Annotated in this window: 13 protein-coding genes; 8 read left to right on the top strand and 5 right to left on the bottom strand. The window is 64.5% G+C overall.

Features of this window, described 5'->3' with window-relative positions; all coding sequences use genetic code 11:
• Nucleotides 1–36 precede the first annotated feature (36 nt).
• Genes LY254_RS10025 through LY254_RS10015 form a run of 3 tightly spaced genes read left to right on the top strand, consistent with a single transcriptional unit; the run spans nt 37 to nt 1,950 of the window.
• Nucleotides 37–459, top strand: a complete 423-nt coding sequence (locus LY254_RS10025; protein ID WP_010313241.1) for a hypothetical protein — start codon at nt 37–39, stop codon at nt 457–459.
• A complete protein-coding gene (locus LY254_RS10020) occupies nt 459–1,682 on the top strand; it encodes a lipid-A-disaccharide synthase-related protein (protein WP_247476941.1) in 1,224 nt (407 codons plus the stop codon). The genes LY254_RS10025 and LY254_RS10020 overlap by 1 nt, the downstream gene beginning before the upstream one ends.
• Nucleotides 1,675–1,950 (top strand): hypothetical protein, encoded by a 276-nt coding sequence (locus LY254_RS10015; RefSeq protein WP_247476939.1) that lies wholly within the window; start codon nt 1,675–1,677, stop codon nt 1,948–1,950. Before LY254_RS10020 ends, LY254_RS10015 begins: the two co-directional genes overlap by 8 nt.
• Here LY254_RS10015 and LY254_RS10010 read toward each other — a convergent pair.
• Nucleotides 1,919–2,848 carry a TIGR01777 family oxidoreductase gene (locus LY254_RS10010; protein WP_247476937.1) on the bottom strand — a complete coding sequence of 310 codons (930 nt, stop codon included), beginning with the start codon at nt 2,846–2,848 and terminating at the stop codon, nt 1,919–1,921. The two genes, LY254_RS10015 and LY254_RS10010, sit on opposite strands and share 32 nt — an antisense overlap.
• A 90-nt stretch (nt 2,849–2,938) precedes the next feature.
• Between LY254_RS10010 and ndhO the strand changes: the two genes are divergently transcribed.
• Nucleotides 2,939–3,163, top strand: coding sequence for an NAD(P)H-quinone oxidoreductase subunit O (gene ndhO, locus LY254_RS10005; RefSeq protein ID WP_247476935.1), 225 nt, complete (start codon nt 2,939–2,941; stop codon nt 3,161–3,163).
• Here ndhO and LY254_RS10000 read toward each other — a convergent pair.
• The 4 genes from LY254_RS10000 to LY254_RS09985 form a co-directional block, all read right to left on the bottom strand.
• Nucleotides 3,160–3,846, bottom strand: coding sequence for a J domain-containing protein (locus tag LY254_RS10000; RefSeq protein WP_247476933.1), 687 nt, complete (start codon nt 3,844–3,846; stop codon nt 3,160–3,162). The two genes, ndhO and LY254_RS10000, sit on opposite strands and share 4 nt — an antisense overlap.
• Nucleotides 3,847–3,931: 85 nt before the next feature.
• Nucleotides 3,932–5,584: an iron uptake porin gene (locus LY254_RS09995; RefSeq protein WP_247476931.1), complete on the bottom strand. Its 1,653-nt coding sequence runs from the start codon at nt 5,582–5,584 to the stop codon at nt 3,932–3,934.
• A gap of 255 nt (nt 5,585–5,839) precedes the next feature.
• Nucleotides 5,840–7,693: an iron uptake porin gene (locus tag LY254_RS09990; RefSeq protein WP_247476929.1), complete on the bottom strand. Its 1,854-nt coding sequence runs from the start codon at nt 7,691–7,693 to the stop codon at nt 5,840–5,842.
• Between the two features lie 240 nt (nt 7,694–7,933).
• Nucleotides 7,934–9,721, bottom strand: a complete 1,788-nt coding sequence (locus LY254_RS09985) for an iron uptake porin (RefSeq protein ID WP_247476928.1) — start codon at nt 9,719–9,721, stop codon at nt 7,934–7,936.
• A 179-nt stretch (nt 9,722–9,900) separates the two neighbouring features.
• Here LY254_RS09985 and LY254_RS09980 point away from each other — a divergent pair, with 179 nt between their 5' ends.
• From LY254_RS09980 to LY254_RS09965, 4 genes are read left to right on the top strand one after another with little or no spacing between them, the layout of a single operon-like run.
• Nucleotides 9,901–11,418, top strand: coding sequence for a glycosyltransferase family 39 protein (locus LY254_RS09980; protein ID WP_247476927.1), 1,518 nt, complete (start codon nt 9,901–9,903; stop codon nt 11,416–11,418).
• Nucleotides 11,385–13,781, top strand: coding sequence for a glycosyltransferase family 39 protein (locus LY254_RS09975; RefSeq protein ID WP_247476926.1), 2,397 nt, complete (start codon nt 11,385–11,387; stop codon nt 13,779–13,781). Before LY254_RS09980 ends, LY254_RS09975 begins: the two co-directional genes overlap by 34 nt.
• On the top strand, nt 13,778–15,172 hold the full coding sequence (locus LY254_RS09970; RefSeq protein WP_247476925.1) for a glycosyltransferase: 1,395 nt from the start codon (nt 13,778–13,780) through the stop codon (nt 15,170–15,172). The genes LY254_RS09975 and LY254_RS09970 overlap by 4 nt, the downstream gene beginning before the upstream one ends.
• Nucleotides 15,172–16,119: a lysylphosphatidylglycerol synthase transmembrane domain-containing protein gene (locus LY254_RS09965; RefSeq protein WP_247476924.1), complete on the top strand. Its 948-nt coding sequence runs from the start codon at nt 15,172–15,174 to the stop codon at nt 16,117–16,119. The genes LY254_RS09970 and LY254_RS09965 overlap by 1 nt, the downstream gene beginning before the upstream one ends.
• The last annotated feature ends 264 nt before the right edge of the window (nt 16,120–16,383 follow it).

Genomic DNA, 16,383 nt, shown 5'->3' with positions numbered 1-16,383 from the left:
GCGAATCTGAGCTCACGAAACGGCACGCCCTCCGCCATGACCGCCACTGACGCGCCCTCTCTGTTTGAGCAGGCCCTGAAGAGCTACAACGAGGGCGCTCCGCTGTCTGAGGTGATCGCCAGTTTCCAGGAGATCACCCAACAGGACCCTCGGCTGTCTGCGGGCTGGACCTGCCTGGCCTGGCTGCAACTGCTGGACAACCAGGCGCAAACGGCCCTGCGCTCGGCCCGGATGGCGGTCAAGCTCAACCCCCAGGACCCCCAGGCCCGGATCAACTTGAGCCTGGCGATGCTCGAGAACAACGTCAAAGGCGTTCGAGAGCACATCGAACTGGTGCAGCGCGTGCGGCTGATGGCCCCTGAGATCGGCGAAGAACTGGACAACTCCATCGCCGATGGCCTGGCCCGTCGCCCCGACTGGCAGGCCCTGCAGAAGGTCAAAGCTTGGCTGCACGGTTGATGGATCAGCAGGGTCAGCGGCGCGTTCTGCTGCTGAGCAACGGCCACGGCGAAGACCTCAGCGGTGCCCTGATCGGCACGGCTCTCCAACAGCAGGGCTGCAGCGTTGAAGCGCTGCCCCTGGTGGGCCACGGCCAGGCCTACGTCCAGGCGGGCATCACCACGCGCGGCAAGACCCGCGAATACAGCACTGGAGGCCTGGGCTACACCAGCCTGATCGGACGCATCACCGAGGTCGTGCAAGGGCAGGTGCTCTACCTGCTCAGCCGGCTGCTGCTATTGCTGCGGATTGGCCATCGCTACGACCTGATCCTGGTGGTGGGCGATGTCATCCCAGTGCTGGCGGCCTGGTTGAGCCGCAGGCCGATGGCGACGTACCTGGTGGCCTACTCCAGTCACTACGAGGGACGCCTGCAGCTGCCCTGGCCCTGCGGAGGCTGCCTGAAGTCCAAGCGCTCGCTGGCGATCTACAGCCGCGATCAGCTGACCGCAAGCGACCTCAGTGAACAGCTGCAGCGGCCGGTGCAGTTTTTTGGCAACCCCTTCTTTGATGGAGCCCTGGGCGCCAGCGAAGGCCTCGCCGGTGCCCCGCGCCAGCGGCTAGGGCTGCTGCCCGGCAGCCGCCTGCCGGAGGCCCTGCACAACCTGGAGCTGATGCTGCGGGTGCTCGAGCGCCTGCCTGAAGCCCTGCGTCCGCCGCAGCGGCTGGGATTACACGCAGCCCTGGTGGGCAAACTGACGCCCCAGGAGGTCGCCCCCCTGGCCAGTCGCCTGGGCTGGCGTCTGGAGCTCGAGAGCAGCAGCCGCTGCAGCCTGCAGCGGGGCCCCCTGCACCTGCAACTGGAGTGGGGGCGCTTCGCCGCCGTGATCCAACAGTGCGACCTGCTGCTCTCGATGACCGGAACCGCTGCCGAGCAATGCGTAGGGCTGGGCAAGCCGGTGCTGCAGCTCGTCGGAGAGGGTCCGCAATTCACTGAGAACTTCGCGGAGGCCCAGCGGCGTCTACTGGGGCCGGGACTGTTCTGTGCCCCCGGCAGTGGGGGAAGCGAGGCGCAACTGCGGGGCACCGCTGAGCTACTGGAGCAACTGCTGAACCGACTACTGAGCGATCAGCGCTGGCATGAGGAACTGCGGCAGCTTGGCGAGGAGCGGATCGGCAGCGGCGGCGGTGCCGCCAAGATGAGCGCTGATTTGTTGGAGCGTCTGGCGCAGCGCCATGGCTGAAGCGACCCCACCCAGCACCGGCCAACGCCTCAAGGGCTATCTGGATGCGGTGCTGGTGGCGGACGTCTTCGTGGTGATCGCCGGCGCCATCTGGTTTGGTGTGGCGGTGGTCTGCCACAGCCGCGGCATTGAGGGGCCCCTGAACCTGTTTCAGAGCCTCTGGGAGCCGCTCTTCACCCCAGCCATCGGACTGCTGATGGGAGCGGCGATCCTCAGCGGGATCCTGGGCTGGGCGCTCAAGTGGTGGCGCGCTCGAGAGCAGCGCTGAGCTCCCCGTCTTCAAAGACAAAACCCTGCTGCTGCAGGCGCTCCGGCAGGACCTGCTGACCCTCGAGCACCACCTTGGCTCCATCGCCGAGCAGCAGCTGCAGGATCGGCGCTGGCACCGGCAGCAGGCTGGGGCGCCCGAGGGCCTGACCGAGGGCCGCCGCGAAGCGGGCCATGCTGCAGGGGGCTGGGGCCACGGCGTTGTAGGCACCCTGATAGGCGGGATTGGCCAGGGCCTCGGCGATCAGGCGGCAGAGGTCCTGGCGGGTGATCCAGCTCATCCACTGCTGGCCGTTGCCAATCGGTCCGCCAAAGCCCATCCGGAAGACCGGCAGCATCTTGCCCAGGGCACCGCCGTCGGCGCCGAGGACAATCCCGATTCGCAGAACCACCACGCGAGCAAAGCTTGAGGCCGCCTCGGCTTCCTTCTCCCAGGCCTGGCAGAGCCCGGCCAGGAAGTCACTGCCCGCGGGGCTGGTTTCGCTGAAGCGCCCGGTCTCGCTGGTGCCGTAGTAGCCGATGGCCGAGCCACTGATCAGGGTCTGGGGGCGCTGGCCTTCGGGGAGCGCCTGCATGGCAGCCACCAGGGCACGGGTGGTGTGGATGCGGCTGCTGCTGAGCAGGGCCCGGTGGGCGTCGCTCCAACGTTTCTCGGCGATGGGCTCACCCGCCAGGTTGATCACCGCCTCACTGGAGGCCAGGGCCTCTTGCACCGCGGGCAACTGCCAGGTGGCCGCCTGAGCGGGGTCCGCCTGAAGACGCTGCAGTTGGGGGGACCGCACGGCCGCCAGAGGTGCGCTGGAGCGGCTGAGCAGCACCAATTGATGGCCCGCCGCGAGCAGCTGCGGCACCAGGGCCCGGCCGACAAAACCACTGCACCCCACCAGCAGAATCCGCACGCGCCACGAGCCCTTGAACTGGGGCCAAGGCTAGGGACCCTCTGGATCTCCGAGCGGGAACTAGCCTGGCGGCTACCCGACCTCGTTGCCATGGCCGAAGCGACCGCCATCAAGAAAGGCGCCCTGGTGAAGGTGAATCGCGCGGCCTACGGCGGCAGCCTCGAGTCCAAGGCCAGCGACACCACCGCACCGGACTACCTCTTCGAGGGTCCGGCTGAGGTGCTGCTGGTGAAGGGGGACTACGCCCAACTGCGCTATCGCCGTCCGGTGCCCGATGTCTGGCTGCGGCTGGATCAGCTGGAAGCCTTCAACTAAAGGTCCAGTCGCCGGCGCTCCGCCTGCAGCCTGGTTCGCCGGTGCTTGGCTTCCCGCAACATCTCGCGGCCGTCGTGGAGGTAGTTGTCCACGTAGCCCATGGTGTAGCGCTCCAGTTCGACCACGGCGTCCTTGACCTGGGAGAGGCAGTGATAAACGCTGAGGCTGAATCCCTGGGCTGAGGCCGGTGCGGCCATGGAGCGATAGAGCGTCTCCACCTTCTCGAGCTTGGCCTGGCTCTGCTCGAGGTAGCTGCAGAAGGCCTCCATCAGCTGGTCGTCGTAGGGGTCGGCCGAGAGCGCCTTGAATTCAGCGGGGAAGGGATTGATCACCTGACCCAGCAAGCGGTCGATGGGGCCGTAGACCGTCTGCAACCAGAGCAGCAGGGCCTCATCACCGCGGGCTGATTCCGCCGTGGCCTTGCGGGCCGCCCGACCCGCCGCTGCGGAGCGCACCGTGGATTCATGGCTGCTGACGACGCGGTGGCGGTCGTGTTCAGCGCGGCGCTCCCGATCCCGCAGGACCTCCCAGGCCGCATTGATCGCCAGGATCACCTCTTCATCTCCCCCGGCATCGGGGTGGTGCTGTTTGACCAAAGCCCGGTAGGCCGCCTTGATCTCCGCGCCACTGGCTGAAGCCGCCACACCGAGCACCGCATAGGGATCGCGGGCGGACTGGGGCATGCATCTCAGGCCAGAGCTGCACCCATCCTTAAACAGCAAAAAGCCCCCCGCCAAAGGCGGAGGGCCCGGGGTGATCTGAGGACAATCAGAAGCGGAAGGTGGTCATCACCAGGCCGCCAAAGACGTTGTCCTTGGCGTTGTAGGCACCGCTGCTGGTGTTGTACTTGCCGTACTGACCGTCGAGGTTGTTGATGTAGTACAGCGCTGGCTTGACCGAGATGTTGTCGGAGACCTGGTACTCGTACCACCACTCCCACATGGTGTTGGAGTCCATCGGGGTGCTAGCGCCAGCGACGGTGCCGATAGAGCCGCCGCCGTTGTCGCTCACGTAGGGGGCCTGACCGACGGCCATGCCGGCCTTGTTGCCCTTGCGCAGCGCATCGTTCCACTGCAGGCCAACCATCCAGGACTGAGTCTTGGCCCAGTTATCGGTGCGGTAGGGGATACCGCGGAAGGTGGCGTTCTCGGCGTTGGTGGAACCCCAGCCGAGGCTCACGGTCGGGATCCAACCGGTGTTCTCGGGGATCCAGTAACCGCTGACGCCATAACTGTTGTTGGCGCCGGTGCGGCCGACGTCAAAGCCGTAGGGAGTGGCGCGGTGCAGCTTGGAGTTCTGGGCGTAGGTGTAGGCCGCCGCGATGGCGTAGTTGCCGCCGATCAGCGGGGTGTTCTGACCCAGGTAACCCAACTGCGTCACCGAGACGCTGTTGGAGCCATTGGTCATGATGCCGCCGGTGCTGGGGTTGCCGTCGGACCCATCAGCGGAGACGTAGTTGCTGCTGATGGCGAGGCCCTTGATGCCAAGCAGCTTTTTGTAGGTGCCACCGAAGCCGGCGCCGAAACCGCTCTTGTTGTAGACGCCAGGGGAGCCCGCGCGGGTGAAGAAGTCCAGCAGACCCGGCTTGTAGACCGAGGGAACGCCGATGGCGAGCATGCCGGGGTCGTCAATACGAACCCGAGCACCCACGTTGAACTTGAGCTTCTCTCCCACAGGGAAGGCGTAGAAGAGACGGTTCACGCCAACAACGTTGGCACCAGCCTGTTCCTGGAAGGCCGGATCCAGCTTGAGCAGACCGTAGTTGTAGGCGCTTTCTTGGAAATTACCAGCACGCAAGAGGGTGCGGAGCAGGTCCTTACCGGTGAAGCTGGTATCGAGATAGAGGCGCTGGTCGTAGTTAAACGTGGTGGCACCAACGGTGGCTTTTTTAAACGCCGTTGTGTAGGGAGTTCCTGCATCACCAGCGGCCGTATTCGTGCCGGTGAAGCTATTCGCACCAACAACGAATCGACTGTAGCCACGCAACTTGGTGGTGGTGGAGAACTGGGTCGCCTGCAGTTCACCAACCTTGGCCTCAAGGCCATCGACACGGCCCCGGGTGATGGCGAGCTCATGCTCGAATTCCTTCATCAGGCGCTTCAGCTCGTCGGTCACCTCAGTGATCCGGTCGAGGCAAGCGTTCAGCAGTGCGGCCGCTTCATAGCGGGTCATCGCACGGTTGCCGCGGTAGGTGCCGTTGGGGTAGCCAGCGACGCAGCCGTAGCGCTCGATCAGGTTGCTCAGTGCCTGATAGGCCCAGTCGGTGGGCTGCACATCGGAGAACTGGGTGATCGAGGTGACCTGGTCCTGGCTGCTGTAAGCGCTCAGGCCGGCGATGTTGACATCAGCGGCGTTTGCAGCAACAGGAGCCAGAAGGCCCAGAGCCGCAGGCGCCAGAAGAAGCTTCTGGAACAGTTTCATTGGTCCTCACACCAAACGAGGAGCCCCAATTAAGGGGACGAAGCGCAACCCTATTCGCCGACCAGAGCGGCGCATCAGCAGAGGGCACGCGGCGAGGTATCAAATGCAACGCCACTGGACAGCAGCGCTCACATCCTGGGATCCAGCCAATAAAAAACCCCGGCGATTGCCGGGGTTGATCGAGGTCTTTGAGGACAGTGTGTGAGAAGAAAGTGGGGCTCATAAGTGTGAGGAGAGAGCCCCAGTTGTTCTGGATCAGAACTTGAAGGTGGTCTTCAGCAGGCCGCCGAACACATCGTTCTTGGCGCTATAAGAGCCATTCGAGATGTTGATCTTGCCGAGCTGACCGCCGTAGTTGTTGATGTAGTACAGAGCGGGGGTCACGGTGATGTTGTCGGTGACCTGGAACTTGTACCACCACTCCCACATGTAGTTGGAGTCGAGGTTTCCGTTGATACCCGAGAGGCTGGAGGTGTTGCCACCGGCGTTCTTGGTGATGAACGGAGCCTGACCAACGGCCATACCCAGATCGTTGCCCTTCACGAAGGTGTCAGGCCACTGCAGACCCACATACCAGGAGTTGGCCTGAGGGTTCCGGGTGGTATTCAGACCCAGAACATTGTTCTTGGGTGTGTTCAGGTTGAAGCTGGTGATGCCCCAACCGGTGCTGACGGAAGGAATCCAACCGGTGTTCTCAGGCACCCAGTAGCCACTGAGGCCAACGTTGTTGCTGGAGACACCTTGACCCAGCGCGCCAACGCCGGTGGTCAGAGCCAGAGGAGTGCCGACGGGCAGAGCCATGTTCTGGCTGTAGGCGTAGGCGGCCGCGAAGCCCCATGCGCTACCACCAACCAGGGGAGCCTTGTCACCGGTGAAGCCCAGCTGGGTCACAGAGGTGCTGCTGGAGCCCTCGGTCATGATGCCGCCGCCGCCAACGTTGGGGTTACCAACATTGCCGTTAGCCGACACATAGTTGGTGCTGAGGGTCACGCCCTTGGCACCGAGCACGTCGTTGTAGGTGAAACCAGCACCGGAGCCGAGGCCACCACCGGTGTTGTAAGCGCCAGGTGCACCGGCGTAGGTGAAGAAGTCGAGGACGGTGTCAGCGGGGTAAACGCTGGGCCACATGCCGAGCATGCCAGCGTCGTCCATGCGGACCAGGGCGCCAGCGGTCACGCTGAAGCTCTTGCCGACGGGGAAGTTGTAGAACAAGCGGTTGACTTCAACCGTGTTCGCAACGTTGGCGGAGTTGGTGGCCACCTCCAGGAAGGTGAGACCGATGCCGTAGGGGCTGATGCCGGTGGTGCCGTTGCCGAAGAAGTTGCCGCTACGCAGGGTGGTGCGGAGCAGGTCCTTGCCGGTGAAGCTGGTGTCGAAGTTCAGACGAACGTCGTAGTTGAAGACGGTCGCGCCGTAGTTGGCCTTGTTGTACTGAGGAGTACCGATCTCGGCGAGAGCGCCCTGATTGATACCAATCAGTGCATTGCCAGCGTCAACTTGCGCACCGTTGACGGTTGCGGTTGCGCCGAAGGCACGAGGATCAACCTGAACGCCACCAGGGACGGCGTTGATCAAACGGCCGGCAGCTCCGGGAAGCTTGAGATTGACCTGGTTGCCGTACTGAGTACCGCCAAAGCTGTTGGCGCCCAGCACGAAGGTGGCCTGACCACGCAGCTTGGTGGTGGTGGAGAACTGGGTTGCTTCCAGTTCGCCCACGCGGGCTTCGAGGCCGTCCACGCGGCCGCGGAGCACAGCCAGCTCACGCTCGAATTCCTTCATCAGGCGCTTCAGCTCGTCGGTCACCTCAGTGATCCGGTCGAGGCAAGCGTTCAGCAGTGCGGCCGCTTCATAGCGGGTCATCGCACGGTTGCCGCGGTAAGTGCCGTTGGGGTAGCCAGCGACGCAGCCGTAGCGCTCGATCAGGTTGCTCAGTGCCTGATAAGCCCAGTCGGTGGGCTGCACGTCGGAGAACTGGGTGATCGAAGTCACCTGCTCTTCGGTGCCGTACTGGCTCAGGCCAGCGATGTTGACATCAGCGGCGTTTGCAGCAACAGGAGCCAGAAGGCCCAGAGCTGCAGGCGCCAGAAGAAGCTTCTGGAACAGTTTCATTGGTCCTCACACCAAAACGAGGAATACGACCAAATGTGATCGCGAGCACAAAATGGCCGACAAACGGATTCCCATGAACAGGGAATGTGCCAGTCACTGCTCCGCCCTGTATCGAGACACACCCCTCATGGGCCCGCAATGTGCTGTAGCGCTCAAAGATCAATTGCCATGAAAAAACCCCGGCCGAAGCCGGGGTCGAAGAGGCCAAGTGCGTGAGGAGTGGCCGCTAAGCGTTCTGGATCAGAACTTGAAGGTGGTCTTCAGCAGGCCGCCGAACACATTGCTGGAAGCATTGTATTGGCCATTGCTGATGTTGATCTTGCCGATCTGACCGTCGTAGTTCTGGATGTAGTACAGAGCCGGGGTCACGGTGATGTTGTCGGTCACCTGGAACTTGTACCACCACTCCCACATGTAGTTGGAGTCGAGGTTGCCGTTAGTACCCGCGACCTTGGCATAACCATCGGTGCTGTTACCACCACCGTTGGTCGTCATGAAGGGAGCCTGACCAACGGCCATGCCAAGGTCATTGCCCTTCACGAAGGTGTCAGGCCACTGGAGACCAAGGTACCAAGAGTTGCTTCGAGCCCATTTGGTGTTGTTCCAGATGGTCGATGACTCACTAGCGGTGGTGCCCCAACCAGTGCTGACCGAAGGAATCCAACCGGTGTTCTCGGGGACCCAGTATCCGCTGATACCGACACTGTTATTGCTACCTGCAGTTCCGAACCTCGTAGCGAGAATCGTGCCTGAAGGAAGACCCATGTTTTGGGCATAGGTGTATGCAGCTGCCAGACCCCAGGCGCTACCACCAATCACGGGGAACTTACCCCCGGTATAGGCCAACTGAGTAACGGATGCCGAGGAGGACCCCTCAGTCATGAGTCCGCCGTTATTGGGGTTGCCGTCACCAGCGTTAGAGGAGACGTAGTTGGTGCTGAGGGTCACGCCCTTGGCACCGAGAACGTCGCTGTAGGTGAGACCAGCACCACCGCCGAAACCATTCAGGTTGTAAGCGCCAGGCGAGCCTGCATAAGTGAAGAAGTCGAGGACCGTGTCAGCGGGATAGACGCTGGGCCACATGCCGAGCATGCCAGCATCATCAACGCGGACTCGCGGACCGACCGTGACACTGAAGCTCTTCCCAACTGGGAAGTTATAAAAAAGTCGGTTGATGCCGACAACGTTGTCACCAGCGGGCTCCTCAAACGCAGTTTCGAGGAAGGTCAAACCTTGTCCGTAAGCAGAGCCGTTAGCCCCGAGGAAGTTGCCGGCACGCAGGACGGTGCGAAGAAGATCGCTGCCCGTGAAGCTGGAGTCCAGAATCAGGCGGACGTCGTAGTTAAAAGTCGTTGCGCCAAGGGTGCGACGGTTCGACTGAGAGTTAGGAATCCCCAGGACAGCATTTGCCTGGTTGGGATTCATAGGCAGGCCGTCAGCGGTCAACCCAGAAGAAGCAGTTGGAGTGACGATTCCCGGAGCAGTGCCGAAGCCACCCACACCACCAGGCAGGGTCACAGTGTTGACAGGATTGCCGTACTGGGTGCCGCTGAAGCTGTTACCGCCCACCACGAAGGTGGCCAGACCACGCAGCTTGGTGGTGGTGGAGAACTGGGTTGCTTCCAGTTCGCCCACGCGGGCCTCGAGGCCGTCCACGCGGCCGCGGAGCACAGCCAGCTCACGCTCGAATTCCTTCATCAGGCGCTTCAGCTCGTCGGTCACCTCAGTGATCCGGTCGAGGCAAGCGTTCAGCAGTGCGGCCGCTTCATAGCGGGTCATCGCACGGTTGCCGCGGTAGGTGCCGTTGGGGTAGCCAGCGACGCAGCCGTAGCGCTCGATCAGGTTGCTCAGTGCCTGATAGGCCCAGTCGGTGGGCTGCACGTCGGAGAACTGGGTGATCGAAGTCACCTGCTCTTCGGTGCCGTACTGGCTCAGGCCAGCGATGTTGACGTCAGCGGCGTTTGCAGCAACGGGAGCCAGAAGGCCCAGAGCTGCAGGCGCCAGAAGAAGCTTCTGGAACAGTTTCATTGGTCCTCACACCAAAACGAGGAGAAGGGCACAAGGCCCCCGGCGATGATGTGGAACCGACCCCCTAGCCAGAAACATCGGGTGTGCCACAACCTGCAATGACTAGTAACAAGAGATACAAAGCAGGGTTGTTTTCGTATACCAACGCACTCTTTTTGTGCTGGCGCACTTTGCCGTTTATGCCGCTGCTGCTGAGCATTGCGCCCCGCAGCTACCTGGCCCATGACGAGGGCTACTACGCCCTCCAGGCCCGCTGGATCCAAGAGAGCGGCCAGTGGCTCGCGCCCCTCTGGTGGGATCAACCGCTGTTTGATCGCACGGTCGGTTTGCAGTGGCTGATCGCCAGCAGCCAGCAGCTTTTCGGTGCCAGCAGCTGGGCCGCGCACCTGCCCTCCCTGCTCGCGGCTGCCCTGGCTCTGGTGTTCACCGCAGGCCTGGCCCATCGCCTGCTGGGCCCAGGACTGGGCTGGCTCAGTGCCGCCGTGCTGGCGCTCACACCACTTTTTATTAACTACGCCCACCTGGCCAGCCAGGACATGCCCCTACTGGCGCTCGAACTGCTGGGGGGCCTGGCCCTGCTTCGAGCAGACAAACGGTCCCGCGGCTGGAGCTTCGCCGCGGGGGCCTGGCTGGGACCCGCCTTTTTGATCAAGGGCTTCATGGTCGCCCTACCGGTGCTGGCCCTGCTGCCCTTCCTGCTGTTGCGGCGGCGTGTCCTGCTGCGCTCAGCCGCCTTCTGGTCCGGGCTTCTGCTGGGCTGGCTGCCCGTCGGGCTCTGGCTAGGCCTGAGCCTGCAGCACTACGGGGCTGGCGTCGTCGGAGGACTGCTGGACAAGCTGCTGTTCCTCTCGGAAAGCGACGTCTACAGCGCCGGTCCCCTCTATTACTTCTGGAACATCCCAGCCAACTGCGCGCCCTGGAGCCTGGTGGCACTCGCCGGGCTGGTCTGGGGCATGAGGCGCTGGCGCTCGGAGCAGGGGCTGCTGCTGCTGATCTATCCGCTCGGTCTACTGCTGCTGCTGAGTTGCTTCCGCACCAAGACGCCCTACTACGGCCTGCAGCTCACGCCCTTTCTGGCGATCTGGGCCGCCAGCGGCCTGCGGCTGTTCGCGCAATCCGGCATCGCCCGGCCGCGGGCCATCGCCTGGAGCGTCGCGGGCCTTGGGCTGTTGCTCTGCCTGGCCGGGGCGCTGGTGCTGCTCCCCGGAAACCTGCTCCAAGTCGAGATCCCGCCCCTGGCGCCAGCGCTGCTGGGTCTGGCGGCCCTGGCCCTGGGCCTGAGCTGGGCGATGCTGCCCCAGCAACGGACCCCGAAACGCGTCCTGGCCGCCGTGTTGATCGGCCCCTGGCTGGCCCTGAGCCTGCTGGTGCAGGGGGGCCTGTTCAGCGATCGTTCTCCAGCGCTGCGCCAGGCCCTCAGCGATGGCGCGATCCAACCGCTGCTGGCCGCAGAACCGGTCGCGGTCATCAGCGGCAGCCCCCTGAGCGGCGAGGCCCATGCCCAGCTGATCCTGCTGGCCCTGGGGACACCACAGTTGGGAGCAAAGGTGGAGAGCGCGGCGGCGCTGGAGCCAGGCCGCTTGGCCTGGATTGAGACAGCGGCCCTGCAGGATTCCGCCAATCGCGAGCTGATCCCCCTGGCCTCGGGCGATGATCTGGCCCCATGGACCTTGGTACGCAGCCCCAGCGGCAACTGAACCGGCGCGATGGCCTGCTGCTGCTGGCCCTGTGGCTGCTCTGCCTGCTGCTGGACGGCCTTTGGATTCAGCAGCACCAGGCCCCGCCGGCCTGGGACCAAGGCGATCACCTCAGCCGTGCCCTGGGGGTCTGGCAGGTCCTGAGCCAGCCGGCCCCCTGGAGCGGGGACTGGTGGCACAGCCTCTGGGCCCAGGCCCCCAGCTACCGCGGCCCGCTGACCTACGTGCTCAGTGCACCCGTTCTGCAGCTGCTCGGCCCGAGCTTCAGCAGTGCTATGGCCTCCGGCGCCGTCTTCAACGGGATCCTGCTGCTGAGCTGCTACGGCCAAGGCCGGCAACTGCACAGCCGCCACGCGGGGCTCTGGGCCGCCCTGTTTGTGGCGACAGCCCCGGCCCTGCTGAATCAACGCACCGACTACCTGATCGACCTGAGCCTGACGGCGGTCATGACCGGCAGCTGGTGGATCCTGAGCCAGCGGCGCTGGTTTGTAGCCGGCCGTCGCTGGCTCTGGACCGTCCTCAGCGGAATCGGACTGGGGCTGGTGGCCCTGACCCGGCCGACGGGCTTGGTGCTGCTCTGGCTCCCCCTGCTGCTGTTCCTGATCGGGGGCCTGCGCGCGGCGCGGCGCGGCCAATGGCGGCCTTTGCTGCACGGCGCCACGGCCAGCGTCATCGCCTGGCTCCTGGTCTGGCCCTGGTTCAGCCAGAACTGGCTGACCATCCTGAGCACCATCAACAAGGCCCGCCAGTGGGGGGTCGCCTACCAGGACGGCCTGGAGGCCAACAGCCTGGAGGGTTGGCTCTACTACCTGAAATTGCTGCCGGCAATGCTGGGCAGCAGCCTGACGGCGCTGGTGCTGGTGGGCGGAGTCATCGCGCTGGTGGAGCGCAGACCGCAACTCCACCCAGACAAGACCTGGCTGATCTGGTGGCTGAGCTTTCCCCTGGGGGGACTGCTGATCTGCATCCTGATGACCAGCAAGGACTTCCGCTTCGTCCTGCCCCTGCTGCCGCAGCTGGCCATTGCCTTGGCCTTGATCGTCGCCAGCGTCGAGCGCCGCTGGGCACCCCTTTGGCAGGGGGCGCTGGTGCTGGTCGCGCTGCTGGGGGCGCTCTGGAGCCAATTCGGCTGGGGACCCAAGCTCAGCAGCTTTCCGCCCCACCGCCCCAACCCCCAGGGGGGCTGGCCCATCGAGGCGATCGTGGCCCGCGTCCGCAGCACCAGCCCCAATCAGCTCTCGACCCTGGCGGTGCTCCCGGACAGTGAAGGCCTCAACGCCTTCAACCTCGAAGCCGAGGGACGGCGCCAGCAGTTCCGCCTGGCCGCCCGCCAGACCGTGGCCCCCAAGGAGCGACTGGAGGAAGAACTCAGCAACTTCGACTGGTTCCTCCGCAAAGGCGGAGACCAGGGGGTGATGAGCGATGAGCGGCAGGCCCGCCAAAGCGAACTGCTGCAGAACTCGCCCCACTTCGAGCAGGTGGGCAGCTGGCCCCTGCCCGATGGCAGCCAGGCGCAACTGCTGCGCCGCAAGCAACTGAGCGTGCGCACCGCAGCGATCAGCTGCCCGGCCAAGCTCAGCGGCTCGATCACGGCGATTCCAGGTGGCCTGGATGTCCGGGTCTCAGGGCCCAGCGCCACCCTGCAGGGATCCAAGCTGCTGCTGACCCTGCGCCAAGGGGAGCAACGGCTCGAAGCCGACCAGGCCCTGGGCCAGGGCCTGCTGCGCTTACCCAAGGGATGCCTCGAAGTTCAGCAACAGCTGGCCCTGAGTGACGGTGCCAACAGCGACGGGGCCTGGAGCGCTGAGCTGCAACTGCTGAAGGCCAATGGCCAGCGGCAGGCCGTCCAGCTGCCGGCCGATCAAGCAGTGCTGCTCCAACCCAGGCAGGGCGATCCCGGTGAACGCACGGCCAACCGCGTCGCCCTGCTGCGTCAGCTGGGGGGACAACTGCGCCGCGGCGAACTGGACAGCCTCTTCTCCAAGGTCGGACAGCTCAACCAAAGCGACCCGGAGCAGGTCTATTTGAGCGACGCCGAGACGATCCTGCGGGCCCGGCTCCAGGACGATCCCGGTGACCTGAACGACCTCTACAGCCTGGCTCTAGCCCAGGCCCTGCAGCGCCACGCCGACGATGCGGCGCAGACCTTGACCCAGATCAAGGCCCTGGATCCCTCCAATCCGAATGCACTGCTGGGGCTTGGAGTCGTGGAGCTTTATCGCTTTCGGCCCGCCCAAGCGCAGGTCGCGCTGGATCAAGCAGCGAAGATGAGCCCCAACAACTCCACCCTGCGCACCCTGCGCATCGTGGCCAGTGCCCTGCGCCTGGATCTGCCCCAGACCCTCCACCTGCTTCGTTCATGACCGCCCCGAGCCAGCAGATCCACTTCCGCCAGCGCAACCGCACCTATTACGCCGACCTGGAGCGTCTGCACCAACTGCTGGTGCCACCGGGCCTGCGGGTGCTGGAGGTGGGCTGCGGCAGCGGCGATCTGCTGGCCCATCTGCAACCGGCCCATGGGGTGGGCATCGAGCTGGATCCAGATGTCGCCGCTGTTGCCCGCGAGCGGCACCCGGAGCTCCGGATCCTGGCGACCAACGCCGAGACGATGACCCCGGCGTCCATCGGCGAAACCCAGCCGTTCGATGTGATCCTGCTGCCGAACACCCTGAACACGCTGCAGGACGTGCAAGGAGTGCTGGAGCGGCTCGAGGCCTTTTGCCACCCGCGTACACGCCTGGTGGTGAGTTTCCACAATTGGCTCTGGCAACCGCTACTGAAGACCGCCGAGCGCCTGGGTCAACGGCAACCGCAACCGCCCGAGAGCTGGCTGACCCCCAACGACGTCCGCAACCTGCTGGATCTTGCGAGCTGGGAGGTGCTCAAAGAGGGCCAGCGCTGCTTGGTCCCGCGCCAGATTCCCTTGATCACCCCCTTGGCGAACCGTTGGCTGAGCCAACTGCCGCTGATCGACAACCTGGGGCTGACCCATTGGATGGTGGCCCGGCCGGCCCGTCAGCAGCGCCAGAACCCCAGCGTCAGCGTGGTCATCCCGGCCCGCAACGAAGCCGGAAACATCGCACCGGCGATTGAGCGGTTGCCGGAACTGGGCCGCTTCACCGAGGTGATCTTTGTCGAGGGGCATTCCTCCGACAACACCTGGGAGGAGATCGAGCGGGTCTGCGCGACCTACCAAGGCCCGATGCGCCTGAAGAAATTCCGCCAGACCGGCAAGGGCAAAGCCGATGCGGTCTGGCTGGGCTTTGATCAGGCCGAGGGGGATGTGCTGATGATCCTCGATGCCGATCTGACCGTCAGGCCGGAGGATCTGCCGCGCTTCGCCCAGGCCATGGCCGATGGACGCGGGGAGTTCGTCAACGGCTGCCGCCTGGTCTACCCCCGCAGCTGGGAGGCGATGCCACCGCTGAACACGGCAGCCAACCGCTTTTTTGCCGCCGCCTTCTCCTGGTTGCTGCGTCAACGGCTCAAGGACACCCTCTGCGGCACGAAGGTGATCTGGAAGGACGACTACGAACGGCTCAAGGCCGGTCGCAGTTACTTCGGTGACTTCGACCCCTTTGGAGACTTTGACCTGCTGTTTGGCGCCAGCAAGTTGAACCTGAAGATCGTGGAGGTCCCAGTTCGCTACCAAGAGCGCAGCTACGGGAGCTCGAACATCGCCCACGTCAAAGAAGGCCTGATCCTGGGTCAGATGTGTCTCTATGCCGCCCGCAAGTTGCGGTTCATTCCCTGATGCGGCGCCGTTGGCTCTTTGGGTTGGTCGCAGCCCTAGCGATTTACCTCGGACTGACCACGGCCTTTGGAATCCAGGAGGTCAGCGCGACCCTGGGGCAACTGCACTGGCGCTGGTGGATCCTGGCGCCCGCCATCTGCCTGGGTAGCCATCTGGTGCTGATCGGGCGCTGGTCCTATTACCTGCGCCAACTGGGCTTTCCCCTGTCCCTGAAACCCGCCGCAAAGATCTACGCCGCAGGCCTGGCCTTGATTGCAGCCCCCGGCCGCAGCGGCGAGGCGGTGCGCGGCCTCTGGCTGCAGCGGCGCCACGGCTTCCCGCTGACCGTGGGTGTGGGCATCACCTTGGCCGAGCGCCTGGCGGATCTCGCCAGTGCGCTACTGGTGCTCAGCTGGGGCCTTGGGGAGCAGGTCTGGATCGCCATGCTGATTGGCCTGGCGGTCCTCGGGGTCGGTGGCTGGGTGTTGACCCACCCGCGGGTCCTGCGGCGCCTGGAGCATTGGCTCGAGAGTTTGCCCCTGCATCAACGCTGGAACGGCCTGATTCGGCTGCTGCGGGAAGCGCTGCTGGCCATGGGCCGGATGCGCCAGTTGATGAAACCCAAGCCCCTGATCGCCGGCACCCTGCTGGCCTGCGTCTGCTGGATGATCGAGGCAGGCCTGCTGGTGGCGCTGTATCACGCCCTGGGCGTTGAGCTGAGCCTGCACCAAACCGCCGTGATCCGCACCGCGACCGGCCTCGGCGGGGTGATCTCGCTGCTGCCGGCAGGTTTGGGCACCAGTGAGGCCACCTCGATTGGCCTGGCGATGCTCTACGGGGCCGATCGCTCCCAGGCCCTGGCGGTGACGCTGCTGCTTCGTCTCTGCACCCTCGCCATCCCCTGCCTAGTCGGAGTCCTGGCGCTGATGCGCCAACCGGATCTCAGCCGAGCCGCGCAATCACGCTGAGGGCACCAGTCAAAACGATGCCCCCGATTCCTCGAAAGGAACCGGGGGCTCTCGCCGGGTCCGCTCTGACGCGGAACCGTTTGATCTAGGAACGAGGCGCCGAAATCAGCCGGCGTTCTCCGCGATCAGCAGACCCTGCTTCTTACAACTGTGGGACACGGGCACCTCCTCCTGTGGGGGTTGTTGTTAGCCGGCAATGCATCCGGCAACGCTTCCGCCCGAAGGGTTCTGCGCCGCCACATCACTGCTAACGGATCTCGCAAA

The sequence above is a fragment of the Synechococcus sp. NB0720_010 genome (genome assembly GCF_023078835.1).
GTDB lineage: Bacteria > Cyanobacteriota > Cyanobacteriia > PCC-6307 > Cyanobiaceae > Vulcanococcus.
This window is presented reverse-complemented; position numbering and strand designations above follow the sequence as displayed.

Excerpts from the sequence above, each read along its gene's own strand:
- LY254_RS10025 (WP_010313241.1), top strand. The coding sequence starts at position 37 with ATGACCGCCACTGACGCGCCCTCTCTGTTTGAGCAGGCCCTGAAGAGC.
- LY254_RS10020 (WP_247476941.1), top strand. The coding sequence starts at position 459 with ATGGATCAGCAGGGTCAGCGGCGCGTTCTGCTGCTGAGCAACGGCCAC.
- LY254_RS10015 (WP_247476939.1), top strand. The coding sequence starts at position 1,675 with ATGGCTGAAGCGACCCCACCCAGCACCGGCCAACGCCTCAAGGGCTAT.
- ndhO (WP_247476935.1), top strand. The coding sequence starts at position 2,939 with ATGGCCGAAGCGACCGCCATCAAGAAAGGCGCCCTGGTGAAGGTGAAT.
- LY254_RS10000 (WP_247476933.1), bottom strand. The coding sequence starts at position 3,846 with ATGCCCCAGTCCGCCCGCGATCCCTATGCGGTGCTCGGTGTGGCGGCT.
- LY254_RS09995 (WP_247476931.1), bottom strand. The coding sequence starts at position 5,584 with ATGAAACTGTTCCAGAAGCTTCTTCTGGCGCCTGCGGCTCTGGGCCTT.
- LY254_RS09990 (WP_247476929.1), bottom strand. The coding sequence starts at position 7,693 with ATGAAACTGTTCCAGAAGCTTCTTCTGGCGCCTGCAGCTCTGGGCCTT.
- LY254_RS09985 (WP_247476928.1), bottom strand. The coding sequence starts at position 9,721 with ATGAAACTGTTCCAGAAGCTTCTTCTGGCGCCTGCAGCTCTGGGCCTT.
- LY254_RS09980 (WP_247476927.1), top strand. The coding sequence starts at position 9,901 with ATGCCGCTGCTGCTGAGCATTGCGCCCCGCAGCTACCTGGCCCATGAC.
- LY254_RS09975 (WP_247476926.1), top strand. The coding sequence starts at position 11,385 with ATGGACCTTGGTACGCAGCCCCAGCGGCAACTGAACCGGCGCGATGGC.
- LY254_RS09970 (WP_247476925.1), top strand. The coding sequence starts at position 13,778 with ATGACCGCCCCGAGCCAGCAGATCCACTTCCGCCAGCGCAACCGCACC.
- LY254_RS09965 (WP_247476924.1), top strand. The coding sequence starts at position 15,172 with ATGCGGCGCCGTTGGCTCTTTGGGTTGGTCGCAGCCCTAGCGATTTAC.